Origin of the sequence: Streptomyces fungicidicus, assembly GCF_003665435.1 — a bacterium.
Lineage (GTDB): Bacteria > Actinomycetota > Actinomycetes > Streptomycetales > Streptomycetaceae > Streptomyces > Streptomyces fungicidicus.
Genome location: NZ_CP023407.1, coordinates 778,941 through 802,682, shown reverse-complemented (window position 1 = coordinate 802,682; position 23,742 = coordinate 778,941). Strand labels below are relative to the sequence as shown.

General features: G+C 72.1%; 22 protein-coding genes. 11 read left to right on the top strand and 11 right to left on the bottom strand.

Going from position 1 to position 23,742, the window contains the following annotated elements:
• Positions 1–97 precede the first annotated feature (97 nt).
• Genes CNQ36_RS03470 through CNQ36_RS03445 form a run of 6 tightly spaced genes read right to left on the bottom strand, consistent with a single transcriptional unit; the run spans position 98 to position 5,243 of the window.
• The gene (locus CNQ36_RS03470; protein WP_410177116.1) at positions 98–976 is read right to left on the bottom strand and encodes an amidohydrolase family protein; all 879 of its coding nucleotides are present in this window, start codon (positions 974–976) and stop codon (positions 98–100) included.
• Complete coding sequence (locus CNQ36_RS03465) at positions 964–1,275, bottom strand: L-rhamnose mutarotase (RefSeq protein WP_121544884.1); 312 nt, start codon at positions 1,273–1,275, stop codon at positions 964–966. The genes CNQ36_RS03470 and CNQ36_RS03465 overlap by 13 nt, the downstream gene beginning before the upstream one ends.
• Positions 1,275–2,273 (bottom strand): aldo/keto reductase, encoded by a 999-nt coding sequence (locus tag CNQ36_RS03460; protein ID WP_121544883.1) that lies wholly within the window; start codon positions 2,271–2,273, stop codon positions 1,275–1,277. The genes CNQ36_RS03465 and CNQ36_RS03460 overlap by 1 nt, the downstream gene beginning before the upstream one ends.
• Complete coding sequence (locus CNQ36_RS03455) at positions 2,270–3,031, bottom strand: SDR family NAD(P)-dependent oxidoreductase (RefSeq protein ID WP_121544882.1); 762 nt, start codon at positions 3,029–3,031, stop codon at positions 2,270–2,272. The genes CNQ36_RS03460 and CNQ36_RS03455 overlap by 4 nt, the downstream gene beginning before the upstream one ends.
• Positions 3,028–4,380: an L-fuconate dehydratase gene (locus CNQ36_RS03450; protein ID WP_121544881.1), complete on the bottom strand. Its 1,353-nt coding sequence runs from the start codon at positions 4,378–4,380 to the stop codon at positions 3,028–3,030. The genes CNQ36_RS03455 and CNQ36_RS03450 overlap by 4 nt, the downstream gene beginning before the upstream one ends.
• Positions 4,381–4,391: 11 nt before the next feature.
• On the bottom strand, positions 4,392–5,243 hold the full coding sequence (locus CNQ36_RS03445) for a fumarylacetoacetate hydrolase family protein (RefSeq protein ID WP_121544880.1): 852 nt from the start codon (positions 5,241–5,243) through the stop codon (positions 4,392–4,394).
• A gap of 240 nt (positions 5,244–5,483) precedes the next feature.
• On the opposite strand from CNQ36_RS03445, the gene CNQ36_RS03440 reads away from it, so the two are divergent.
• Positions 5,484–5,795 (top strand): FAD-dependent monooxygenase, encoded by a 312-nt coding sequence (locus tag CNQ36_RS03440; protein WP_228312907.1) that lies wholly within the window; start codon positions 5,484–5,486, stop codon positions 5,793–5,795.
• 34 nt (positions 5,796–5,829) lie between these two features.
• Here the strand turns inward: CNQ36_RS03440 and CNQ36_RS03435 are convergent, their stop codons facing one another.
• Positions 5,830–6,477, bottom strand: a complete 648-nt coding sequence (locus tag CNQ36_RS03435; RefSeq protein ID WP_228312906.1) for a TetR/AcrR family transcriptional regulator — start codon at positions 6,475–6,477, stop codon at positions 5,830–5,832.
• 293 nt (positions 6,478–6,770) lie between these two features.
• Between CNQ36_RS03435 and CNQ36_RS03430 the strand changes: the two genes are divergently transcribed.
• Together CNQ36_RS03430 and CNQ36_RS03425 are read left to right on the top strand one after the other, a co-directional pair.
• On the top strand, positions 6,771–8,129 hold the full coding sequence (locus tag CNQ36_RS03430) for a lipase family protein (protein WP_121544879.1): 1,359 nt from the start codon (positions 6,771–6,773) through the stop codon (positions 8,127–8,129).
• Positions 8,130–8,244: 115 nt separating this feature from the next.
• Positions 8,245–8,778, top strand: coding sequence for a 2'-5' RNA ligase family protein (locus tag CNQ36_RS03425; RefSeq protein WP_004935292.1), 534 nt, complete (start codon positions 8,245–8,247; stop codon positions 8,776–8,778).
• A gap of 48 nt (positions 8,779–8,826) precedes the next feature.
• Here CNQ36_RS03425 and CNQ36_RS03420 read toward each other — a convergent pair whose 3' ends face one another.
• On the bottom strand, positions 8,827–10,293 hold the full coding sequence (locus CNQ36_RS03420; protein WP_121544878.1) for a non-reducing end alpha-L-arabinofuranosidase family hydrolase: 1,467 nt from the start codon (positions 10,291–10,293) through the stop codon (positions 8,827–8,829).
• 409 nt (positions 10,294–10,702) lie between these two features.
• On the opposite strand from CNQ36_RS03420, the gene CNQ36_RS03415 reads away from it, so the two are divergent.
• Positions 10,703–12,130 carry an endo-1,4-beta-xylanase gene (locus CNQ36_RS03415; RefSeq protein WP_121544877.1) on the top strand — a complete coding sequence of 476 codons (1,428 nt, stop codon included), beginning with the start codon at positions 10,703–10,705 and terminating at the stop codon, positions 12,128–12,130.
• Between the two features lie 69 nt (positions 12,131–12,199).
• On the opposite strand, the gene CNQ36_RS03410 is transcribed toward CNQ36_RS03415, so the two are convergent.
• Complete coding sequence (locus CNQ36_RS03410; RefSeq protein ID WP_228322583.1) at positions 12,200–13,807, bottom strand: endo-1,4-beta-xylanase; 1,608 nt, start codon at positions 13,805–13,807, stop codon at positions 12,200–12,202.
• A gap of 412 nt (positions 13,808–14,219) precedes the next feature.
• Here CNQ36_RS03410 and CNQ36_RS03405 point away from each other — a divergent pair, with 412 nt between their 5' ends.
• From CNQ36_RS03405 to CNQ36_RS03385, 5 genes are all read left to right on the top strand, one after another.
• Positions 14,220–14,753 carry a TetR/AcrR family transcriptional regulator gene (locus CNQ36_RS03405; protein ID WP_228312905.1) on the top strand — a complete coding sequence of 178 codons (534 nt, stop codon included), beginning with the start codon at positions 14,220–14,222 and terminating at the stop codon, positions 14,751–14,753.
• A 92-nt stretch (positions 14,754–14,845) separates the two neighbouring features.
• Entirely contained in the window at positions 14,846–16,288 is a 1,443-nt protein-coding gene (locus tag CNQ36_RS03400) for an MFS transporter (protein ID WP_121544876.1), read from the top strand.
• 378 nt (positions 16,289–16,666) lie between these two features.
• On the top strand, positions 16,667–17,089 hold the full coding sequence (gene panD, locus CNQ36_RS03395; protein WP_121544875.1) for an aspartate 1-decarboxylase: 423 nt from the start codon (positions 16,667–16,669) through the stop codon (positions 17,087–17,089).
• 38 nt (positions 17,090–17,127) lie between these two features.
• Positions 17,128–17,472, top strand: coding sequence for a GNAT family N-acetyltransferase (locus tag CNQ36_RS03390; protein WP_121544874.1), 345 nt, complete (start codon positions 17,128–17,130; stop codon positions 17,470–17,472).
• A 7-nt stretch (positions 17,473–17,479) separates the two neighbouring features.
• Entirely contained in the window at positions 17,480–18,109 is a 630-nt protein-coding gene (locus CNQ36_RS03385; protein ID WP_121544873.1) for an aspartate/glutamate racemase family protein, read from the top strand.
• Between the two features lie 461 nt (positions 18,110–18,570).
• On the opposite strand, the gene gndA is transcribed toward CNQ36_RS03385, so the two are convergent.
• Positions 18,571–20,010, bottom strand: coding sequence for an NADP-dependent phosphogluconate dehydrogenase (gene gndA, locus CNQ36_RS03375; RefSeq protein WP_121544871.1), 1,440 nt, complete (start codon positions 20,008–20,010; stop codon positions 18,571–18,573).
• Between the two features lie 364 nt (positions 20,011–20,374).
• On the opposite strand from gndA, the gene CNQ36_RS03370 reads away from it, so the two are divergent.
• Complete coding sequence (locus CNQ36_RS03370; RefSeq protein ID WP_121544870.1) at positions 20,375–21,652, top strand: transglycosylase family protein; 1,278 nt, start codon at positions 20,375–20,377, stop codon at positions 21,650–21,652.
• Here CNQ36_RS03370 and CNQ36_RS03365 read toward each other — a convergent pair.
• Positions 21,642–22,772: a DMT family transporter gene (locus tag CNQ36_RS03365; protein WP_206278410.1), complete on the bottom strand. Its 1,131-nt coding sequence runs from the start codon at positions 22,770–22,772 to the stop codon at positions 21,642–21,644. The genes CNQ36_RS03370 and CNQ36_RS03365 overlap by 11 nt on opposite strands.
• Before the next feature lie 210 nt (positions 22,773–22,982).
• On the opposite strand from CNQ36_RS03365, the gene CNQ36_RS03360 reads away from it, so the two are divergent.
• Positions 22,983–23,735, top strand: a complete 753-nt coding sequence (locus CNQ36_RS03360; protein ID WP_410177115.1) for a (2Fe-2S)-binding protein — start codon at positions 22,983–22,985, stop codon at positions 23,733–23,735.
• Positions 23,736–23,742: the final 7 nt, after the last annotated feature.

The window sequence follows — 23,742 nt, the reverse complement described above, 5'->3', positions numbered from 1 at the left end:
CGTCCAGGTACCCCAGCGCGGCCGTTCGTCACGGGCCGGGAGACGTGCGGGTGCGAAGCGGCTCCGGTGGGCCGCGGTCACGGCAGCCCCCGTGGAATCAGGGCGCCCGGTGGTCCCGCAGTCCGTAGACGCGGACCGCGTTGCCGCCGAACACCGCGTCCTTCTCCGCGAGGGACAGGCCCGCCGTGAGCGTGTCCGCGATCCCGAGAACCGTCGCGTAGTCCGCCCGCAGGGTGCAGACCGGCCAGTCGGAGCCGAACAGCAGCCGCCGCGGGCCGAAGGCGTCGAGGGCGCACCGCGCGTACGGTGCGAGGCCCTCTGCCCGCCACGCGCCGGGGGCGGCCTCGGTGACCAGGCCGGAGAGCTTGCCCACGGTGTTGGGCAGGGCGGCCAGCCGGCGCAGGCCGGCGGCCCAGGGTTCCAGCGCGCCCGAGGCGATCGGGGGCTTGCCGAGATGGTCGAGGACGAAGGTGAGTCCGGGGAGCCGGGCCGCGGCCTCCGCCGCGGCGGCCAGCTGGTGCGGCTTGACGACCAGGTCGTAGACGAGCCCGGCCCCGGCGACGGCGCTCAGCCCGCGCATGACGTCCGGGCGCAGCAGCCAGCGCGGGTCCGGCTCCTCCTGCACCTGGTGGCGGATGCCGGCCAGCCGGTCGCCGCCGGGCCGTGCCCGCAGCGCGGCGATCGCGTCGGCGACGTCCGGCGCGGTGAGGTCGGTCCATCCGACGACCCCGGCGACCAGGTCGCTGCCGGCGGCGAGCGCCAGCAGCTCCGGCGTCTCCCCGGGCACGCAGACGGTCTGCACGACGACCGTGCCGGACACGCCCGCCGCCCGCGCCTCGGCGGCGAGTTCCGCGACCGGGAAGGTCCTGGCGAGCGGGGCGAGGGCGTCGCCGGTGATCCACGGCTGCGGCCGGACCGCGAGGTCCCAGACGTGGTGGTGCGCGTCGATGATCCGCCGGCCGGTCACAGCTCCCACACCACCGGGAGTCCCGCCCCGGCGCCGTCCTCGGAGTAGTCGTGGACGACGTCGAGGAGGTCGGCCATCCGCGCCTGCCAGGCCACGTTGACCGGGAGGTGCTCCAGTTCGGCGAGCAGCCGGGCGTAGTCCTCGCACTCCAGCAGGTGGAACAGCTCGCGGCCGCTGCGCCAGATGGTCCACGAGGTGACGCCCGCGGCCCGGATGGCGGCGGTGAGCCCGGCCGGCACCTCGCGGTGGGCGGCCTCGTACCGCGCGACGCCGTCCTCGCGCACGCGGGTGTGCAGGGCGACGCGCATCAGCCGGCCTCCCGGGGGGTGGGGACGCCGGCGGGGAGCAGCCCGCGTTCCCTGAGCTCCGCCCAGAGCGCGTCCGGCACCGGGCGGCCGAGCAGGGCGGCGGCGTCCCGGACCTCGGCCGCGCTGCGGGCTCCGGTCAGGACGCTCGTGACGGCGGGGGACCCGAGGGGGAAGTGCAGGGCGGCGGCGCGCAGCGGTACTCCGTGCCGCTCGCAGACCGCCCGGATGTCCAGCGCCCGGGCCAGCAGGTCGGGCCGCGCCGGGGCGTAGTCGAAGGTGGCCCCGGGACGCGGGTCGGCGAGCACGCCGGAGTTGAGGACGCCTCCGACGACCACGCCGACGCCCCGCTCGGCGGCGAGCGGCAGCAGTCCGGCGAACCCGGACTGGTCCAGCAGCGTGTAACGGCCCGCCAGCAGGACGGCGTCGATGTCGGTCTCGCGGACGAAACGGGCGAGCGGGCCCGCGTGGTTCATGCCGGCGCCGATCGCGCCGACCGCTCCCTCGGCGCGCAGCCGCTCCAGTTCCGGGTACGCCTGCTCGAGCGCCTGCTCCATGTGGTCGTCGGGGTCGTGGAGGTAGACGATGTCGATCCGGTCCAGACCGAGCCGCCGCAGGCTCTCCTCGATCGACCGGCGCACACCGCGGGCGCTGAAGTCCCAGCGCCGGCGGTGGGTGGCGGGGACGGCGAAGCCATGGGCGAGATCGTCGCCGGTGGCCGAGGGGACCGGCTCCAGGATGCGGCCGACCTTGGTGGACACGGCGTACTCGTGGCGCGGCCGTGCGCGCAGGGCCGCGCCCAGCCGGCGCTCCGACAGGCCGAGACCGTAGTGCGGGGCCGTGTCGAAGTACCGGACGCCCGCCTCCCAGGCGGTATCGACGGCCTCCGCGGCCTCGTCGTCGGTCACGGGGGTGAACAGGTTGCCGATGCCGGCCGCGCCGAGGGCTAGCGTGCTGACCCGTACGGCGCTCTCCCCGAGCCGGTGCTGACGGGCGGTCACGACCGCGGCTCCGGGCGCAGCCGCAGGCCGGCCATGCCGCCGTCGACCGCGAGGGCGGTGCCGGTGGTGCTGCCCGCGGCGGGGGAGGCGAGGTGGACGACGGCGGCGGCCACCTCATGCGCCGTCACCAGGCGCCCGGTGGGCTGGCGGCCCTCGAGCGCGGCGCGCTCTGCGGCCGGATCGTCGGCGGCGTCGAGCAGCCGGCCGACCCAGGGGGTGTCGACGGTGCCGGGGTTGACGCAGTTGACCCGGATGCCCTCACGGACGTGGTCGGCGGCCATGGCCAGGGTGAGGGACAGGACCGCGCCCTTGCTGGCCGAGTACAGGGCACGCCGCGGCAGTCCCGCGGTGGCGGCGATGGAACAGGTGTTGACGACGGAGGCGACGGAGGAGCGGCGCAGGTACGGCAGGGCGGCCCGCGTGGTGCGGACGATGCCGAGGACGTTGACGTCCAGCACGCGGTGCCACTCCTCGTCCGCGTTGTCCTCCACGGTTCCGGCGGCGCCGATTCCGGCGTTGTTGACCAGGATGTCGATCCCGCCGAGCACTTCGGCGGCCCCCTCGACGGCGGCGCGGACGGCGCGGTCGTCGGTGACGTCGGCGGTGAAGGCGCGCAGCGGAGCGGGCACGCCGCCCGGATCGCGGTCGAGGACGGCGACGTCCGCGCCGTGCTCGGCGAGCAGCCGGGCGGTGGCGAGACCGATGCCGGAGGCGCCTCCCGTGACCAGTGCGGTGAGCCCGTGCAGAGCGGTCGTCACGCGTGGACCTCCGTGTCCGTGCCCGGCTCGCCGGATGCCGCGTCGGCGGCCCAGAACGTGCCGTGCGGATAGGTGTAGGCGTCGATGCTGGCCCGGTGCATGGCGGAGGAGAAGCCGGGCGAGGCGGGCGCCCGGTAGTGGCCGTCGGTGATCACCACCGGGTCGAGGAAGTGCTGGTGCAGGTGGTCGACGTACTCGATGACGCGGTCCTCGGTGGTGCCGGTGAGGGCCACGTAGTCGAACATCGAGAGGTGCTGGACGAGTTCGCACAGTCCGACGCCGCCGGCGTGCGGGCAGACCGGTACCCCGAACTTGGCGGCGAGCAGCAGGATCGCCAGGTTCTCGTTGACGCCGGCCACGCGTGCGGCATCCAGCTGGAGGACGTCGACGGCGCCGGCCTGCAGGAGTTGCTTGAAGACGACGCGGTTCTGCACGTGTTCGCCGGTGGCGACCTTGACGGGGTGCACGCCCCGCCGGACGGCGGCGTGGCCGAGGACGTCGTCGGGGCTGGTGGGTTCCTCGATCCAGTACGGGTCGAACTCCGCGAGCGCCTTCGTCCAGGCGACGGCCTCGCCGACGTCCCAGCGCTGGTTGGCGTCGACGGCCATCCGGATGCCGGGGCCCACGGCCGCCCGGGCGGCGCGGCAGCGGCGGATGTCGTCGTCGAGGTCGGCGCCGACCTTCAGCTTGATCTGGGTGAACCCCTCGGCGACGGCCTGCCGGGCGAGGCGGGTGAGCTTCTCGTCGGAGTACCCGAGCCAGCCCGGGGAGGTCGTGTAGGCGGGGTAACCGCGGCGCAGCAGCTCGGCGGTCCGCCCGGCCGCGCCCTGCTTGCCCTTGCTGAGGAGTGCAAGGGCCTCTTCCGGGGTCAGGGCATCGGTGAGGTAGCGGAAGTCGATCTGGGAGACCAGCCAGGCGGGGTCGGCGTCGGCGAGGAGCCGCCACAGCGGCTTGCCCTCGCACCGGGCCGCCAGATCCCACACGGCGTTGACGACCGCCCCGATCGCCATGTGCATCACGCCCTTCTCGGGTCCGAGCCAGCGCAGCTGGCTGTCCCCGATCAGGTCGCGGTAGAGCGAGCCGGGGTCGGCGCACAGCCCGGCCACCGAGCGTCCGACGACATGGTCGCGCAGCGCGTCGACTGCGGCGACCTGGACGTCGTTGCCGCGGCCGATGGTGAAGGTGAAGCCGTGGCCCTCCGGTCCGCCCCCCTCGGTGCGCAGCACGACGTAGGCGGCGGAGTAGTCGGGGTCGGGGTTCATCGCGTCGGACCCGTCCAGCTCCCGTGAGGTCGGGAAGCGGATGTCGTAGGTGTCGACGGCGGTGATCCGCCCGGTGGGTGCGGACAACTCGGTGCCTTTCACGCGTCGGTGAACGTCTGGCGCTGGGTGCCGAGACCGTCGATGGACAGCTCGACCTCGTCGCCCGCGCGCAGGTAGGGGGTGCCGGGCAGACCGAGGGCCACGCCGGCCGGGGTGCCGGTGTTGATGACGTCGCCGGGGCGCAGCACCATGTACTGGCTGAGGTACCAGACGAGATGGGCGACGTCGAAGATCATGTTCTTGGTGTCGCCGTCCTGGCGGACCTCCCCGTTGACGGACAGGCGCAGTCCCAGGCGCTGCGGGTCGCCCGCCTCGTCGGGGGTCACCAGCCAGGGGCCCAGCGGGTTGAAGGTCTCGCAGGACTTGCCGAGGTCCCACTGGGGGGAGTACTCGAGCTGGAACTCCCGCTCGGAGACGTCGTTGCTGATCGCGTAGCCGGCGATGTGACCGGCCGCCTCGCCGGGGCCGGCCAGGTAGCGGGCCTCGGCGCCGACGACGACGGCGAGTTCGACCTCCCAGTCGGTCTTCACCGAGCCGCGGGGAATGCGCACCGTGTCGTAGGGGCCCACGACGGTGGAGGGGTCCTTCATGAAGACCACCGGCCGCTCGGGGGCGGCCGCACCGGTCTCTTCGGCGTGGTCGCGGTAGTTGAGGCCGACGCACACGACCTTGCCCGGGCGGGCGACGGGAGCGCCGATCCGCCGTCCGGCCGTGTCGAGTCGCGGCAGCGCTCCCGCGGCCAGTGCCTGCCGGGCCCTGTCGACGCCGCCGGAGGCGAGGAACGCTCCGTCGATGTCGTCGGTGAGGCCCGTGAGCGCGAAGGCGTCGCCGTCGTCGCCGAGGACCGCCGGAATCTCTCGCCCCGGGTCCCCGACTCGCAACAGCTTCATGTTCTCTCTCCCGTCGTCGCTCCCGGAGGCCCAGGTCCTTCGGACCCCTGCGCCGGATGACTGTCCGGGCTCGACCATAAGAGCGACCGGCGATCTTCCGCAAGAAGACATCCGACCTTTCTGCTTCACTTTCCCTCTCCGGCATCGCTTTCCGACTTGTTGGGCTCTCGATGACGCGATCCATCCGATGACTTCGGGGACGTGTTCCCGGAGTGACGAGCGGGCGGAACGATGTGGGTCATGACAGGCAACGCTGCGGAGCCCGGACGGTCGGTGACCAGCCGCGCGCCAGGCGATGCCGCGCACACGGTGCCGCCGACCGGCGCCAAGGGCCTCAACCTGGCCCTCGCCGACGCCGGCGAGCGGGCGCTGGGCCGGGTCTGGAAGGCCCAGCACTTTTTCTGCTGGATGACCACCATGCTGCACACGCTGCCGGAGGCCACCCCCTTCGACGTCCGGCGCCAGGAGGGCGAGCCGGCCGCGGTGACCGGCTCCACCGCGGGGTCGACCTGTCTCGCCGAGGCCTACACCGGCTGGCCGGGAGGGCGGTGAACCGCCGGGCGCCCCGAGCGGGTGCGGTCCGGCTTCAGTAGGGGAGTCCCTCCGAGGCCGCGCGCAGGGCGGCGTCGAGACAGCGGGCGAGTTCGGCGTCCGCGGCGTCCGGCCGGTCCGCGTACCGCCGGGCGAAGTCCTCCACCGCCGCCCGCAGGGCGCCGTTCAGCGTCGCCGCGTGCACCGTCACCCTCAGGTCGCCGGCATCGGCGCCGGAGCGCCGCGCGAGAAGCCCGCCGAGGACGGGAAGCGCGTCGTCGTGGGCCTGGAGCCACACGGCGCGCAGGGCCGGTTCGGTGGAGGTCATGCGGATCAGGTCGAGGATCTCCGGGGTGGCGGCGGGCAGGTCACCCTTGCGGCAGGTCTCGGCGAAGAAGTCCAGCAGGCTCGTCTCCGCCGGCCAGTGACGCAGGCGGTCCACGGCGAAGTCGAGCGCCGCCGTCAGCAGGGGAAGGACGCAGCTCTCCTTCGTGGGGAAATGGCGCCACAGGGTGCGGGAGGAGATCCCCACGGACTGCGCGATCTGTTCGCCCGTCGTGGCGGCGACCCCCTGCGAGGTGAACAAGTGCACCGCCGCGCAGGCGATCTCGAAGCGCAGTGCCGCCTTGCGGCGCTCGACGAGGGACAGGCCCCCGGCCCCCGTCGTCCCCTGCCGCAGTGCCTCAACCGGCGTCTGGCGCACGCTCGCTCCACCGTCCCCGTCCTCTGCCCCCCCCCGCAGCATAACGAGGGGCCGCCGTCCGCCCGCCGTCCACACATCCGAAATGGCGTTCGCCGACATCTTGTCAGTCAGTGACACCACCTCTTACTCTCCGGTAAGTGACCGCCGGGTAACCGCACTTCGCGCCCCGCCGGTCGGGCGTACTCAGCCGCCGATCGCCGTGGCCGCACGCGCTATGGACGCATCACCACGAAGGACGTCGGCACGGCCCTCCGATCGACCCCGAACACCCCACACCGAGCGAGGAGTACACCTTGAGCCGCAAGAGATCCCTCCCCTCCGTCCCCCGGGGCGGAGCCCGGTTGCTCGCCGGCGCCGTCGCGGGCGGCGTCTGCCTCTGCCTGGTGACCGCGCCCGCCTCGGCCGCGGGCGGCGAACTCGTGGTGTCCCGCGGGGTCACCATCCCCGCCTTCTACAACCCGCCGGCCCAGCTGCCCTCCGCGAACGGTGCGCTGATCCGCACCGAACCGATGAAGCTGGGGCTCAGCATCCCGGGTCTCGACGGCAAGCCGATGCCGGGCACGGCGACCCGTCTGATGTACAGGTCCACCGACTCCAACGGGAAGCCCGTCGCCGTCACCGGCGCCTACATCGAGCCCTCGGCCGCCTGGACGAAGCCCGGGCCGCGCCCGCTGGTCGCGGTGGCCTCGGGCACCATGGGCCAGGGCGACCAGTGCGCCCCCTCGTTCGCGCTGGAGAACCCGCTCACCCTCACCGGCGACACCGTCTCCGTGGGCTACGAGGCCCTCGCCGTCTACCGCATCCTGGCCACCGGCGCGGCGGTCGTCCTCACCGACTACGTCGGGCTCGGCGCCACCGACCGCCTGCACACCTACGTCAACCGGCTCGACGAGGGACACGCCCTGCTGGACGCGGCCCGGGCCGCCCGCTCGGTGCCGGGCGCCTCGGTCACCGCCGCCTCTCCCACCGGCCTGTACGGCTACAGCCAGGGCGGCGGCGCGTCGGCCTCGGCGGCCGAACTCCAGCCGTCCTACGCCCCCGACGTCCCGCTCAAGGGAACCTACGCGGGCGCCCCGCCGGCCGATCTCATATCCACCATGAAGGGGATCGACGGCAGCGCTCTCGCCGGTGCGCTGGCCTGGTCGATCAACGGCTTCGCCCAGGCCGACCCGGACGTGCGGGCCGTGGTCGAACAGAACATCAGCGACAGCGGCAGGGCGGTGCTGGCCGACGCGTCGACCATGTGCGTCGGCGACGCGCTGTTCGGCTACGGCTTCGCCAAGAGCAGCAAGTGGACCAAGGACGGCAGGTCCCTCGGAGAGGTCATCGCGTCCGCGCCCGCCGCACAGGCCGCGCTGGACAACCAGCGGATCGGCCGGCTGAAGCCCGCAGGGCCCGTGCGGGTGGCCACCGGCGTCTTCGACGACATCGTGCCCCACTCCCAGGCGAGGCAACTGGCCGTGGACTGGTGCCGCAAGGGCGCCGACGTCACCTACGACGCACTCAAGCTGCCGTACCTGGGCGACAAGATCCTCACCAACCACCTCGTGCCGCTCCTCACCGACCAGGGCGACGCCATCTCCTGGCTGACCGACCGCCTCGCCGGCAAGGCCGCCACCTCCAACTGCTGGACCATGCCCCTCCAGCCCTGACCGCCAACGCGCGACGTCGCCGGGCCGCCGTCCCGGCGACGCCGCCACCGGCGGGGACCGGGGACGGCGGGGGACCGCTGCCGTCGGTCCCGGTGATCGCCGGTAGGCTGCGGCGGTGCGCACGGTCGAGCTCCTGTTGGACGAGGCGGCGGAACTGGCCGTCCGGGAGGCCTGGAGGCGGCTGGCGGACGCCGGCCTGCCCAGTCAGGCGCGCCACCGCTCACCTACGAACAGCCCGCACCTCACCCTGGCCGCCTGCCCGGAGCTGACCGCTCCGATCCGCTGGGAACTCGCCGAGGTGGCCGCCGCGCTGCCGCTGCCGGTGCGCTTCACCGGAGTCGTCCGTTTCGAGCGGCCCACCTCGGTGCTGGCCTGGGCGCTGGACTGCGACGCCGCGCTGGCCGGTCTGCACCTCCGGGTGTGGGAGGCGGTGGCCTCGGACAGCCCGCCCGAGGCCCTCAACCCCTTCCACACGCCGGGGCGCTGGAGCCCGCACATCACCCTCGGCCGGACCCGGCGCGCCGGCGCCTTCGCCGGCCGGCGGGTCCCCGAACTCCTCCCGGCGCCGCCCCTCACGGCCCGCCTCACCACCCTGCGCAGCTACGACACCGAAACCGGCGCCCTGGAGGTGCTGGAGCCCCGCCCGTGAACGGTCTCGGACGTGGACCGTGACTCGTGTCCCGTTGGCAGGGGCCGTTCAGCGCTGCAGGGTCAGCAGACCCGGACGGTACGGCAGGAGGCCGTAGTCACCGCCGGAGTTGGGGCTGCGTCCCTGGTAGAGCAACTGCAGATTGCAGGGATCGACGGTCATGGTCTGATCGGCGCTGGTGCGGATCAGTTCGCCGTGGCTGATGTCGTTGGTCCAGGTGGCGCCGCTGTTGGCCTTGCCGGCGAAGGGATTGCTCTCGGTCGCGGCCTGCGGTGTCCAGGAGCCGTTCAGACTGGTGGCCGTGAACGAGCGGAAGTACCGGCCCTGCGAGCCGATCGCCTCGACGATCATGAGATACCGGTTCTGGCCCTGCAGCTTGTAGACCTGCGGGGCTTCGAACAGGTTGTTCGTCGTATCGCTCATGACCACCGTCGATGTCGAGCCGAAGCTGCCCGGGAAGTTCCCGATCGGCATGGAGGCCCGGTAGATCTTGCCGTTGTCGCCGGCGAAGAACAGGTACATGTTCGTGCCGTCACCGATGAGGGTCTGGTCGATGGGGCCCGTTCCGGAGCCGGAGATGCTTCCGGAGAAGAGCACCTGCTCGGACGACCAGCCGTTCGGGTTGGTGGGGTCGTTCGACGTCCGGTAGGAGAACGCGGTCCGGCCCCACTGGTAGGCGAGCACCCAGATGTTCTTCGGCGCGAAGTAGAAGAGCGTGGGTGCGACGGTCGAGTTGGACATCGTGTTCTGGCCGGCCGAGGCCATCTCCGACCAGTTGCCGAACGGGCTGAAGTTCATCGAACCCCACCTCGTCCCCGTGTCGTGCGTGGTGGCGTAGACGAGTTGTCTGCCGTTGTACGGGGCGACGGTGAAGTCCTTGAGCGAGACCCACCCCTGCTTGGGCTGCGCCAGCGCGCCCGTCGACGTCCAGCGGTAGGCCGACGGCAGATCGCACGAGCCGGGGGTGTCGGCGCCGACCTTGACGAGCCGCCACTGCTGGTTGGTTCCGCCCCAGTCGTCGTACTGCACGATGTTCGCGTTGTCGGCGGTCGAGCCGCCCTGTACTTCGAGGGCCTTGTTGCTGTGGCGCGAGACGAGCCGCACGTAGCCGTCCGAGCTGTCGGCCAGCCGCCACTGCTGGTTGGTGGCGTTCAGGTCGGTCCACTGGACGATCGAGCCGCCGTTCGCGGTGGACCAGTTGTGGACGTCCAGCACCTTGCCCGAGTGGCGGGACTTGACGCGGTAGTAGCCGTCTCCGGAATCGACGAACTGCCACTGCTGCTGACTCTGGTCGTTCCTGGTCCACTGGGTGATGCGGGCGCCGTCGTCGGTCGCCAGGTTGTAGACGTCCAGGGCCTTGCCGCTGTTGCGGTTGACCAGCACATACGAGGCGTTGGGGTCCACGGTCGCGGCCTCCGCGGGCTGGGCGCCGAGGAAGGCGGCCAGCAGCAGCAGGGGCGCGAGGACGCCGAGTAAGCGTCTTGGGCGGACCGGGGACGGGTGACGAAGCCACATCAGAGGGCCTCCAATGGGGGTGGGTGGTAGCCGGGATGGGGGATTCGAAAGTTTCGCGGGGATTCCGAACCTGTGGCGCCACAAGCTAGGAAGGTCGGGCCCTCCGGTCAAGGTCTGTCGTCGATCTGTCCGCAAACAGTTCCTCGCCTCGGGCGAGGTCCTAGAGGTCCGTTCACCTTCATATGGCCATCGAAAGTTTCGAGATAGGAGCGGAAACTTTTCTTGCCACAAGGATTGACGAGTCACCGTCAACGCTCAATCATCTGTCTGGCGAACCGACCGCAGGCCGAGATGTCGAACAACTGCACCCGGTGGCCGACCGGGACCGTCCGTGCCGGCCGAGACCCTCGGATCCCACGGCCGCGGTGCTCGGTGATCCCGTCATTCCTGCTGCCTTGGAGGCACAGCCATGGGCTCGTACGCCCTTCCCGGCGGACATGTCGTCCGCCGCAAGATCCGCGGCTTACTGCTGGCGCTGGTCGTCGGCGTCCTCGGTGCGGCGATCGCACTGGTCACGCCGCCGCCCGCACACGCCGCCGAGAGCACGCTCGGCGCCGCGGCGGCCCAGAGCGGCCGCTACTTCGGCGTCGCCATCGCCGCGAACAGGCTGAGCGACTCGACGTACGCGACGATCGCGGGCCGTGAGTTCAACTCGGTGACGGCCGAGAACGAGATGAAGATCGACGCCACCGAACCGCAGCGGGGCCAGTTCAACTTCACCGCCGCCGACCGCGTCTACAACTGGGCGGTGCAGAACGGCAAGCAGGTGCGCGGCCACACCCTGGCCTGGCACTCCCAGCAGCCCGGCTGGATGCAGAGCCTCAGCGGCAGCGCGCTGCGCCAGGCGATGATCGACCACATCAACGGCGTGATGGCCCACTACAAGGGCAAGATCGCACAGTGGGACGTCGTGAACGAGGCCTTCGCCGACGGGAGTTCGGGGGCACGGCGCGACTCCAACCTGCAGCGCACCGGAAACGACTGGATCGAGGTCGCCTTCCGCGCGGCGCGCGCCGCCGACCCTTCCGCCAAGCTCTGCTACAACGACTACAACGTGGAGAACTGGACCTGGGCCAAGACCCAGGCCATGTACAACATGGTGCGGGACTTCAAGCAGCGCGGCGTGCCGATCGACTGTGTCGGCTTCCAGTCGCACTTCAACAGCGGCAGCCCCTACAACAGCAACTTCCGCACCACCCTGCAGAACTTCGCCGCCCTCGGCGTCGACGTGGCCGTCACCGAACTCGACATCCAGGGCGCCTCGTCCACCACCTACGCCAACGTCGTCAACGACTGCCTGGCCGTCTCCCGTTGCCTCGGCGTCACGGTCTGGGGTGTGCGCGACAGCGACTCCTGGCGCTCGGGGGACACGCCCCTGCTGTTCAACAACGACGGCAGCAAGAAGCCCGCCTACACGGCCGTCCTCAACGCACTCAACGGCGGCACCACCACACCGCCCGCGGACGGCGGACAGCTCAAGGGCGTCGGTTCGGGCCGCTGCCTGGACGTGCCCAGCAGCAGCACCACCGACGGCACCCAGCTCCAGCTGTGGGACTGTCACAGCGGCACCAACCAGCAGTGGACGTACACCGATGCCGGTGAGTTCAGGGTCTACGGCAACAAGTGCCTGGACGCCGCCGGCACCGGCAACGGCGCCAAGGTCCAGATCTACAGCTGCTGGGGCGGCGACAACCAGAAGTGGCGCCTCAACTCCGACGGATCCGTCGTCGGCGTCCAGTCCGGCCTCTGCCTCGACGCAGGCGGCACCGCCAACGGCACCCCGATTCAGCTCTACTCCTGCTCGAACGGCAGCAACCAGCGCTGGACCCGCACCTGACCGGGCCCGCACGAGCAGGGGGCGCCGCCTCGACGGCGGCGCCCCCGTCGTTCGCGGTGTTCGCCGTACCTATCCAGTACCCGAGCGGCGGGCGTCGTCCAGGACGTCACGCAGTGCCCAGTAGGCGGGTTTCGCCTCGTACGCCGCGTCCCAGGGAAGAGCGTTTCCCGGACTCGGGGGGTAGTGACGCAGGTCGGCCGTGGAGCCGTACTTGTCGGTGAAACCCCAGGTCGAGAACGAGGTGCAGTTGGGTTCTTCGCCGCAGACTGCGAGTTTCCCCGCCAACTGGCGGGCCTGGACGTCCTCTTCGTCCTCGTCGACGAGGACGTCCGCCTCCGAGACCCGGGCCTTCAGGCCGAGCCCGGCCAGAGCCCGGACCTTGCCTCGGAAGACCTCGGGGTCGGTACGGTCGCCGACGGCGTATTCGTGGTCCTGGAAACCGACGCCATCGATCGGAACGCCCCGCTCCGTCAACCGGATCAGCAGCGCGTAGAGGGCGTCCCAGCGTGGACCGTCCTCCTCCACCCCGTACTCGTTGAGGTACAGCGCCGCGTGCGGGTCGGCCTCGCGGGCAGCATGGAAGGCGATGTCGATGTACTGCTCACCCATCGCTTCGAACCACAACTGTGGCCGCACGCCCCGGTTGCCGTTGGAGTAGTCCTCATCCTCGTCGGACATGGGCTCGTTCACCACGTCCCATTCCGCCACCTTCCCCCGGAAGTGGCCCGCCACCGCGCGTATGTGCTCCACCATGACGCGCCTGCGTTGCTCGTGCGTCATCTCGGCACGCATCCATGCGGGCAGGGCTTCGAACCAGACGAGGGTGTGAGCGTGCACCTTCATCCTGTTGGCCTCGGCGAAGTCCACCAAGGTATCGCCTTCCGCGAACGCGAACACGCCGCGTCGAGGCTGGACGAACTGCGGCTTGAAGTCGTTCTCCGGCGTAAGCATGGAGAACTCCTCACCCGCCGTCCGGCGGTAGGCGCTGTCAGTCAGCAAGGGGCCCGCGGCCAGGGCGGTTCCCATGCGGATCGGGCGGGGGAGACCCGCCGCCAGATCACGCATCGCATCGCTGGACCGGGGCACTCGCAGGCCAGGCGCGTCCACGACGGACATCCGGCCCCGTCCCAGTGACCGCGCGTGGAGATCGCTGAGGGTCCAGCCCTTCCCGCTGGCTCCCGCATCCGCGCCGAACCAGATGCGGCCACCGCCGAAGACGTCCCGCGCGGGAACGGTTCCCACGACCCTGCCGTCGGCCTCCAGCACGAGCCTGTTCGCGCGGACTTCGACGGCGAGGCGGACTTCGCGCCCCAGGCCGCTCCCGAAGGTCCGGGTCATCGCAGGTCTGTCGGAGTCCCCGTCCCAGCGGTCGATCCGGAGCCTCCCGCCGGCCACGCCGATGCGCACGCCGCGCCGTTCGTAACGCCATTCGTCGTAGATGACCGGCGTCTCGCCGTACAGATGCAGGTAGGCATCCGTGTCATCCGTGCGCCGCAGGCCGGCTTCGATCCGGACATCCCCTCGGAACACCATGTGGGGACCGCGCAGGTTCACCGGTGGGTTCGGCTGTCCGCCCGTACCGTCCTGGCGTGTGATGCGCCGGTCGAGGGGTGTGATCCGTACCCCCGTGGGCGTGGGCTTCCCGCCGGCGAAGTGAGCCCAGTCCCTGCCGTTCAAGAGGTCCTCCACAGGTCCCCCCGCGGGCGCGGAGGTGCCGGCACGGTCCCCCGAGACACCAGCTACCAAGGCGCAGACAACCGCGATGACAGCGCTCTTCCGAAACCGCATGAACAGCAGCACTCCGTATCCTCGGCCCGTCTTCCGACGGCATAGCCGCCCTCAGCCACACCGTCGCCGAGCGCCGTCCTCCCCAGCCGGTGCGCAACCGATCGCGCCGCCCCGCTGTGACTGATCGCCATCGTCTCAGGTCCGCACCCGTACACGATTCGGTTTCGGGATGCTCTCGGCAAGCAGTGTGAAGAGGGCTCTCCGTCCTGCCCTCGCCGTCCTGCTCGCGAGCGGCGGTCGACGGGATCAGAGGTTGACATCGCCCAGATGCGAGTGGTTAATTACTTATATGGAAACCAGGATGCGTCAGCGGTCAACCGCCGAGGAGCGCCGGGCCACGGTCATGCGCACGGCGATCAGGACATTCGCCGAGCGCGGGTACTACGGGACCTCGACGATGGACGTGGCCAAGGCCGCCGGCATCTCGCAGGGCTACCTGTACCGCCTCTTCAAGGACAAGCAGACGCTGTTCGCCGCCCTGGTCGACTACTGCTCGGACCGCCTTCGCGAGGGCGCCGCGGCGGCTGCCGCATCGGTGCAGAGCACCGATGCGGCCGAAGTCCTCCGAGCGCTGACGGCCTCATACGGCGAGATCATCGCCGATCGGGACGTGCTGATGATCCTCAAGCACGCGGAGTGCAGCGCGAGCGAGCCGGTCATCGGTGAGGCGGTGCGCACCTGCTACGCCAAGCAGGTCGAGTACGTCCGCGCCGTCTCCGGCGCCTCGGACGAGCAGATCCGCCGCTACTTCGCCGACGGCCTGCTGAGCAACGTCATGGTGGCGATCGATGCCGCCTCCGTCGACGCTCCCTGGGTGCGCACGCTGCACGCCTGACGGACCGCGTCCATGGGCCGCTCCCGAGCGGCCCCTTTCTTTCACCCATCATGTAAGCGGTCAACCGCATACTAGAGAGGCCGAGTCTCCTCATGTCGTCCCCCTCCCCGCGGCGCGGTACCGGGCTGTTGCTGGCCCTGCTGGCGTTCGCACAGTTCATCAGCGCCATCGACTACAACATCGTCTACGTCGCCCTTCCGGAGATCGGCCGTGAGGTCGGCTTCGACGCCCAGAACCTCCAGTGGGTCGTCAGCGGCTACGCCGTTGCCTTCGGAGGCTTTCTGCTGCTGGGCGGCCGGGCTGCCGACCTCCTTGGCCACCGCCGCATGTTCACCACCGCCCTCTCCCTGTACGGCCTGGCCTCACTGGCCGGCGGACTCGCCGGCGACCCGGGACTACTGGTGGCCGCCCGCGCCGTCCAGGGCCTGGGCGGTGCACTCCTGCTGCCCGCCACGCTGTCCCTGATCGCCACCACCTTCACCGAGGGCGCCCAACGCAACCGGGCCCTCGCTATCTGGGGCGGCGCCGGTGCCGTCGGTCTTGCCCTCGGCTCCCTGCTGGGCGGCATCCTCACCAACTACCTCGGCTGGGAAGCCGTCTTCTACGTCAACGTCCCCCTCGCCCTGGGCGCCGCAGCGGCCGCCTTCGCCATCATCCCCGCCGACGCTCCCCGCGAACGCGGCCACAGCTTTGACCTGACCGGCGCGCTGACCGCCACCATCGGCTTCACCGCCCTCGTCTTCGGCGTCGTACAGGGCCCCGAGGCCGGCTGGGGCTCCACCGAGACTCTCGTCGCCCTCTTCGGCGGGGCACTGTTCATCGGACTGTTCCTGCTCGTCGAGGCCCGCACCGCCCACCCGTTGATGCCACTGCGCCTGTTCCGCAACCGCAGCCTGGTCGCCGCGATGGGCATCACCTTCGTCTTCATGGGCACCTTCGGCGCCCAGTACTACTTCTTCACCGTCTACCTCCAGAACGTCCGGGGCTACGGTGCCCTGGCCACCGGTCTGGCCTTCATCCCCGCCGCGCTGGTCGGCATGATCGGCACCAAGCTGAGCGAGAAGCTGCTCGGCAAGGTCGGCCCCCGCACCACGATCATCACCGGCCTCCTCGTCGGCGGCGCCGGCATGGCCGTCCTCGCCACCGCCATGTCCCCCACCGGGGGCTACCCGATCCTGCTGCCTGGCGTGGTCCTGCTCAGCCTGGGCCAGGGCATCGCCTGGACCGCGATGTTCGTTGCGGCCACCAGCGGCGTCGATGCCCACCACCAGGGCATCGCCTCCGCCATGGCCTCCACCACCCAGCAGATCGGCTCCGCCGTGGGGCTGGCGATCCTGGTCGCCATCGCCAACGCGGGCGTCCACACCACCACGGGCCCGGACCTCGTCCCCGGCCTGCGCACCGCAGGATTCACCGCAGCCGCCCTCACCCTCCTCGGCGTCGCCATCGCCCTCACCCTGCGCCGCCGCACCCCCGCCCCCGCACCCACCGCCACCAGCACAACCCAGCCAACGGAATCCAACATCTCCGCCTGAGCCGAAGACGTCGCCGATCACCCCGCTCACCACGAGGACGATCGGCGACGTCCGACAACCGGCAGCAATCAGCCCCGGCCTCAGGAATCCTCGGCCCCTGGCCGGGCTACGGGGCTGCTCACCCCACGGGCGAATAGTGCGGCTCGGACCGCCTTCGCGAGGGCACCGCGGCGGCAGCGGTGGCGTTGTCGCCCACCGGCCGATCTTCGCGACGGCTTCGCGGCAGCTTGTTTCGCGCATATCGCGCAGGTGAGAAGCTCGCTCGCCACGGCGCACGATGTGGTGGAGGGTCTTCGAGTCGAAGGCATAGCCATGTACAGTGAACGACGCCCTTGACCTGCACAAAGCGGGCAGGGAGCCGTCTTCCAGGAGTCCAAAGTGCTGCGCACGATGTTCAAGTCCAAGATCCACCGCGCCACCGTCACCCAGGCCGACCTGCACTACGTGGGATCCGTGACGATCGACGCCGAGCTGCTCGATGCCGCCGATCTGCTGCCGGGGGAACTCGTGCACATCGTCGACATCACCAACGGGGCGCGGCTGGAGACGTACGTCATCGAGGGGGAGCGCGGGTCCGGGGTGATCGGGATCAACGGGGCCGCCGCCCATCTGGTCCAGCCCGGTGATCTGGTGATCATCATCAGTTACGCTCAGGTGACCGACGCCGAGGCGCGGACTCTGGAACCCCGTGTCGTGCACGTGGACGGCGCCAACCGCGTCGTCGCCCTGGGAGCCGACCCGTCCGAGCCGGTGCCGGGGTCCGACCAGGAGCGCAGCCCGGGGGCCGTCACCGCGGCCTGACCGGCGTGGAGCGAGGCAACCGAGGCAGGAGCGTGACCATGGGTGACATCGAGATCCGTGACGACCGGGCGGCGGGCCGCCTCGAGGCCGTGGCGGAGGGTGAGGTCGTCGGGCGGGTCGAGTACTTCGTGCTGGACGCCCCCGAGCACGCGCTGGTGCCGGTGCACACGATCGTGGAGCCCGCCCACGAGGGCAAGGGCATCGCGGGCTCCCTCGCCCGCGAGCTGTACACCCTCGCCGCCCGCGAGGACAGGGCCGTGGCCCCGCTCTGCCCGTACGTCGCCAAGTGGGCCGAGCGCCACCCCGACCAGGCCCCGGTGGCCGGCCCGGAGCTGATGCGGGCGGCGAAGGCGTGGCTGGCGGCGCACCCCGAGCGGTTCTGAGGCGGGCGTGCTCGCGCTGCTGCACACCTCGCCCGTGCATGTGCCCGTCTTCGACGCGCTGCGCGACCGGTCCCACCCCGGCGTGGAACTGCGGCACCTCGTCGCCGAGGACCTGCTGGCGCGGGCCCGCGCCGACGGGCCCGCGGCGGTCGAACAGGACGTACGGGCGAAGGTGCGGGAGGCCGCCGACAGCGGCGCCCGGGCCGTGCTGTGCACCTGCTCGACCATCGGCGACGCCGCGGAGGCGGCCGCCTCCGCGGCGGGAGTTCCGGTGCTGCGGGTCGACCGGCCCATGGCGGCCGCCGCCGTGGCCGCCGGGGAGCGTGTCGTCGTCCTCGCCGCCCTGGAGAGCACGCTGCGGCCCACGGCCGCGTTGATCGAGGAGGAGGCGCTCCGCGCCGGGCGGTCCGCCGAGGTGCGGACCGTGCTGGTGCCGGGCGCCTGGGAGCGTTTCGAGGCGGGCGACGCGGCGGGATACGTCCGCCGGGTCGCGCACGCCGCCGACGCGGTCACCGGCGCCGACGCGATCGTGCTGGCCCAGGCCTCCATGGCCCCCGCGGAGACACTCGTGACGACTTCCGTACCCGTGCTGTCCAGCCCCCGTCCGGGACTCGCGGCGGCCGCCCGGCTGCTCTGAAGGAGCCGGCGGCGCCAACCGGCCCCGCGCCGTCACGCGGGCGGGTGACTGGAGAGACGGCCCCCGGGTAGGCGGGGGAGAAGTCCAGAGCCGACGTCGACCGACAGGCCGGAGGACACGCGCCATGACGAACCCGTACCCGGACCCCGTCCCGCCGGGCCCCACGCCGGGACCGGCCCCGGGACCGGAGCCCTCGCACCCCGACCCGGTACCGCAGCCCGAGCCCCCACCGGGGCCGGGCCCCACCCCTCCGCCGCCGGGCCCCGGCCCGGAACCGGGGCCGGGACCACAACCGCCCCCGCCGCATCCGGGCCCGCCCGAGCCGTCGCCTTCGCCGATCCCGCCGGGCCCCGAGCCGGTGCCGAACCCGGAACCCGGCCCGCCGCTGAGCTGATCCGCACGCGACGGCGAGCAGGCGGTGGACGACCGCGGAGGCCGTCCACCGCCTCTCACACGGCGTCCTACGCCTCCACCTCCGACCGGTCCCCGCCCCACAGCGTGTGGAACGAGCCGTCGCGGTCGGTGCGCCGGTAGGTGTGCGCGCCGAAGTAGTCGCGCTGGCCCTGGGTGAGCGCGGCCGGCAGGCGCTCGGCGCGCAGGGCGTCGTAGTAGGCGAGGGCCGCGGCGAAACCGGGGGTCGGCACGCCCTGGCGGGTCGCCGCGATCAGCACCTCGCGCCAGTCGTCCTGGGCGTCGGCGATCTCCCGCGCGAACGTCTCGTCCGACAGCAGGCTCGGCAGGCCGGGGCGCGCGTCGTAGGCGGCGCGGATGCGGTCCAGGAACGCCGCGCGGATGATGCAGCCGCCCCGCCAGATCGCGGAGACCGCGCCCAGGTCGACGTCCCAGGAGTACTCCTCGCTGCCGGCCGCGATCTCGTGGAAGCCCTGCGTGTACGACACGATCTTCGACGCGTACAGCGCCTGCTCCACCCGGTCCGCGAACGCCGCGGCCTCCGACTCGCCCAGCGGCGCGGCCTTCGGACCGGCCAGCCCGCGCGAGGCCTCCCGCAGCGCCGCGTGACCGGACAGCGAACGCGCGAACACCGCCTCCGCGATGCCCGACACCGGCACACCCAGGTCCAGCGCGATCTGCACGGTCCAGCGGCCGGTGCCCTTCTGCTCCGCCTGGTCGACCACCACGTCGACGAACGGCTCACCGGTGGCCGCGTCCACGTGCGACAGCACCTCGGCCGTGATCTCGATCAGGTAGGAGTCCAGCCGGCCGGTGTTCCAGGTGCGGAAGATGTCCGCGATCTGCGCGGGGGAGTACCCGGCGACGTCGCGCAGCAGCTGGTACGCCTCACCGATCAGCTGCATGTCGGCGTACTCGATGCCGTTGTGCACCATCTTCACGAAGTGGCCGGCGCCGTCCGGGCCGACGTGCGTGACGCAGGGGGAGCCGTCCTTCGCCTTGGCGGAAATCTTCTCCAGCATCGGGCCCAGCGAGTCGTACGACTCCTTCGGGCCGCCGGGCATGATGCTCGGCCCGTGCAGCGCGCCCTCCTCGCCGCCGGAGACGCCCATGCCGACGAAGTGGATGCCCTGCTCGCGCAGCGCCTTCTCCCGGCGGCGGGTGTCGGCGAAGTGGGCGTTGCCACCGTCGATGATCATGTCGCCGGGCTCCAGCAGCGGGGCGAACTCCTCGATCACGGCGTCGGTCGGCTCGCCGGCCTTCACCATGACGACCAGCCGCCGCGGCCGCTCCAGCGCCGCCACGAACTCCTTGGCCGTCTCGGCCGCCACGAAGCTGCCCTCGTGCCCGAACTCCTCCACCAGCGCGTGCGTCCGCGCCGCCGTGCGGTTGTGCACCGCGACCGTGTAGCCGTTGCGGGCGAAGTTGCGCGCGAGGTTGCGGCCCATGACCGCGAGCCCCGTGACGCCGATCTGCGCTGAACTGCTCATTGGGGTGGCTCCTAGTGACCTTGGTATCGGTACTGCGGGGTCGGTCCTGCCGGTCGGTGCCCGGCAGTCCTGCCGTCGACCATCCTGACGTGCCGCACTCGCGTGTGCACGCGCGGGTTGCACGACACCCCGCTCAGGCACATACGGCCCAAGGCCCCTCCGCCACTCAGCGGGCGCACGCACCCGCGTGCCCCCGCGGACGGGCGCCCCCGCCCGCGCACGCGCTCCCGGGGGTGCCAACGGGGGCGCAACGGGCGAAGAATCCCGGCCACTTGGCGCATCCGTGCGGCCGATAGGCGTCTTGTCACGGCCAGTTCGCAACGCTTACTTTTGCCCCTCCTGACGCATTGTCGAGGGGGATTCCATGGCCGTGCGCGGCCGGCACCGCCGGTATCAGCCGAACAGGATCAACCGGGCCTCACTGACCGTCACCGCCGGCGGGGCCGGAATGGCGCTCCCGCTCCTGGGCAGCGGCGCGGCCCAGGCGGCCGACGTGGAGACCTGGGACAAGGTCGCCGCGTGCGAGTCGACCAACGACTGGAGCATCAACACCGGCAACGGCTACTACGGCGGTCTCCAGTTCACCCAGTCCACCTGGGAGGCGTACGGCGGCACCCGGTACGCGCCGCGCGCGGATCTGGCCACCAAGGACCAGCAGATCGCCGTCGCCGAGAAGGTCCTCGACGGGCAGGGCCCCGGCGCCTGGCCGTCGTGCTCGGTACGGGCCGGACTCAGCCGGGGCGGCGACACCCCCGACATCCGGCCGGCCGCCGGGAGGTCCGACGGGAACGCCGCGAAGAGCGACGGCGGCAGGAGCGGCCGGTCCTCCGTGGAGGACGTCAAGCCGCAGACCACACCCCAGTCCCGGGCGGGCCGGGCCGAGATGTACACCGTCGTCCGCGGCGACACCCTCTCCGGCATCGCGTCGGACGAGCGGGTCGGCGGCGGCTGGCACGTGCTGTACGAGGCCAACCGCTCCACCATCGGCGGGGACCCCGACCTGATCATGCCGGGCCAGCGGCTCTTCCTGCCCGGCGGGACGGCGAAGGCGCCGGCCGAACCGGCCAAGGGGGCCGGAAAGACCGACGAGAAGGCCGGCGGGAAGGCCGAGAAGAAGACCGAGAACAAGGCCGAGAAGAACACCGGGCGGAAGACCGAGAAGACCGAAGGCAAGACGGAGAAGAAGGCCTCCCCGCGCACCGACGACCGTGCCGACCGCGCCGCCAAGACCGGTGGCGGCGGCCTGGTCGCCCCCGTCAGCGCGGCCCTCGGCACGCCGTACCACAAGGCCGGATCCTCCTGGTCCAAGGGCTACCACACGGGCGTCGACTTCCCCGTACCCACCGGCACCTCCGTGCGGTCGGTCGGCGGCGGAACCGTCGTCAGCGCGGGCTGGGAGGGCTCGTTCGGCTACCAGGTGGTGGTCCGGCACGCCGACGGCCGCTACAGCCAGTACGCCCATCTGTCGGCGATCTCGGTGAAGAGCGGGCAGTCCGTCGGAGCCGGCCAGCGCCTCGGCCGCTCCGGCTCGACCGGGAACAGCTCGGGCCCGCATCTGCACTTCGAGGTGCGGACGGGGCCCGGTTTCGGATCGGACGTCGACCCGGTCGCCTACCTGAGGGCGGGCGGCGTCAGGATTTGACCCGCACCCTGTGCCGGTCCACCACCGCCACCGGTACGTACGGGCCGCCGTAGTACGGCGCGTACGACACCAGCGGCACCGGGACGGAGGCCTCGTCGTCCGGCGCGGCTCCCGGTGACGGCAGGGGGACCGGCATCCGCACGTCCCGCGGCAGGGTGAGTTCGGCCAGCAGCCGTGCCGCGGGGTCGGCGGCGGGTGCCCCGGCGTCCGCCGCCGCGGACTCCGCCACCGGGGACGCGGTCCCTGGAGCAGCCGTGCCGGCCTCCGTGGTCCGGGCCTCCTGCTGTTCGCGTGCCAGCCGCTCCGTGGTGAGCAGGATCAGTCCGCCGGCCGCCACCACTGCGCAGCTCAGCGCGAGCGCCGTGCCCGTCGTGCCGTAGCGGAAGGTCTCCCCGAACATCGTGATGCCGACCGCGGCCGCCACCACCGGGTTGACCACCGTCAGCGTGGCCAGCGGGGCCGCCAGCCCGGCACCCCGGTAGGAGGCCTGGGAGAGCATCATGCCGGCCGTGGCCAGCACGCCGATCACGGCCAGGGACGGCAGGTCGGCCGCCGACACCCCGCCGGTCCAGTCGACCGCGACGGTCTTGGTGAAGACCGAGGACATGCCGAAGGCGACACCGGACGCGGTGGCCAGCAGGATGCTGCGCACCGCGGGATGCCGGTGCACGGCCCGGGCCGCCAGCATCAGCGCCACGACGGCCGCGGCCGTCCCCAGCGCGGCAGCCACCCGCTGCGCGGTGTCCAGCGACTGCGCGTCGGACGCGCCGACCAGGGAGAGCAGACCCGCGAGACCCACCGTCGCCATGATGGCGCCCCGCCACGCCGTCGCCCCGGCCCTGCGGCCCACGAACAGCGCGGCCATGGGCAGCGCGAACACGATGGTCAGCGCGCCGAGCGGCTGGACGAGGCTGAGCGGGCCGTAGGCGAGCGCCACCACGTGCAGCAGTCCGCCGAGACCGTTGAGCGCGACCGCCGCCCACCAGCCCGGCCGGCGCAGCGGTGCGTACTGCTGCGCGCCGGGGGAGGACACCGCGACCTGCTCCTGCACGATCGCTCCGCCCGCGTACGCGACGGCGGACACGAACGACAGCAGCACGGACAACGCGAGGGCGCTCATCGGCTGCTCCTCTGCGTGAGGCCGGGGCGGTGGGCCCGGCGCGGCGAACGGTCGGCTTTCATAACCAACACGATGCCGTGTCCCGGTGTTCCCGTCGTCGTCCCTGAGCACTCAATGAGTCCTACTGCCGATGGAGTACGGCGACGGCCCCGTCATACCCAGGGTGGGTGCCGGGGGACGGAGGGCCCCTGGTTGCCACCCCTAAGGGCCTTGGTACTACTGCTCGTCGTGGACCTCGACCCGTCACTCACCGCCCTCCGCCGGCTCGGTGGATTCTTCGTGCTGCGCACGGCCGCCCCGCCCGGCCCGCTCCCCTCGCTCGAGGAGGCATACGGCCCCGGACGCCCGGACGTTCACGGCGACGCCCTGACCGCGCGGGTCCGCCGGGTCGCCGGCGCGCTGGGCACCCGGGAGGCGCGGGTCGCCGCGTCGGTCGCCCAGCAGGGCCTCGCCGCCCGTCTGTGGTCCGTGGCCCTCGGTTCCGCCGCCCTCTACGGCGCCGTCCCCGACCTGGCCCCCCGCCTGCTGCGCTGGGACCCCGAGGGCGGCGCCCCCGACGACCTGTGGCTGACCGGCGTACGGCCGCTGCCCGCGGACACCGCGACGCTCGCGGAAGTGGTGCTGCGCGGCCACCTGGAACCCCTCGCCGCGGCCCTGCGCTCCCGCCACCGCCTCGCACCAGGCCTGCTGCGCGGCAACGCCGCCTCCGCGCTCGTGGGCGCCACCCGGGAACTCGACCGCTGGGGGCGGCGCCACGGCCGTACGGACGTCGCCGTCCGCGCCCGCCGCCTGGCGTCCGGACTCCTCGGCGAACCCCTGCTGGCCGGCGCCGGAACCCTCACCGGCACGGCCTTCCGGCGCCGCAGCTGCTGCCTGTACTACCGGGTGCCCGGCGGCGGAGTCTGCGGCGACTGCTGCTTCGCGCGTCCGCCCCGCTCTTCCCCGCACGCCCCATCTGGGTGACCATGAA